The following is a 695-nucleotide window of genomic DNA, read 5'->3' as shown; positions in this document are numbered from 1 at the left end:
AGCTATATCTTTGAGTTGTTTTTCACTGATAAACCCTTCGTAAATTTCATTGTCTGGTAATACACAATACATTTTTGCTTTTGAACGTCCGATTTGTGATGCATATTTGACGTTCCCCAGTTTTACATCATTTATTTGTTGGTAAACACGTTGCAATTCTTTACTACGATTTTGGATGGTTTTTTGAAAATCCTTCGTATAAGCATCTTTGAATGGATTATTTGTCAATTTTCTATAGAGACTATAGAAAAGTTGACTTTCTGTTTTGATATATTTGTTTAAATTATCTAATTTTGAGTAGTTCATTGATTTTATTACTTTAACACGTTTAGACATTTTTGCTATTGCTTTAGCAAAGTTTGATTTGTTTCTTGTTCTTGAACCTTTATTTGATGTTAGATTTGATAACATATACAAATTGTAAAGTTGACCTTCACTAAAGAACGTTGGTTTATCAATTTCAGGTTGCAAGACGTCGATAATAAACTCTTGCACATCATCTTCTTGAGAAATAATTGAATTTGCTGATTCTTTGATTGATTCGGGAATGAATTGATGAATATCAACATTATTTAAAGCCCACTTAATGCAAGCTGATTTAAATTCATCTTCTTTTATATAAGATTCTCTAATGCATTTCAATTCGAATTTAGGTGAATTTTCATCAATATGTTGTTCATAGCCCGATGATAATT

At 29.1% G+C, this 695-nt stretch carries 1 protein-coding gene; it reads right to left on the bottom strand.

Annotation, left to right across the window (positions count from 1 at the left end; genetic code table 11):
- Positions 1-695: hypothetical protein (locus EN964_RS38010; RefSeq protein WP_164776565.1), on the bottom strand; the 695-nt coding region annotated here is incomplete at both ends.

It is taken from the genome of Mesorhizobium sp. M7A.F.Ca.CA.001.10.2.1 (genome assembly GCF_003998575.1).
Lineage (GTDB): Bacteria > Pseudomonadota > Alphaproteobacteria > Rhizobiales > Rhizobiaceae > Mesorhizobium.
Note: the sequence above shows the minus strand (reverse complement) of the source record. Positions and strands in the feature narration are given on the sequence as shown.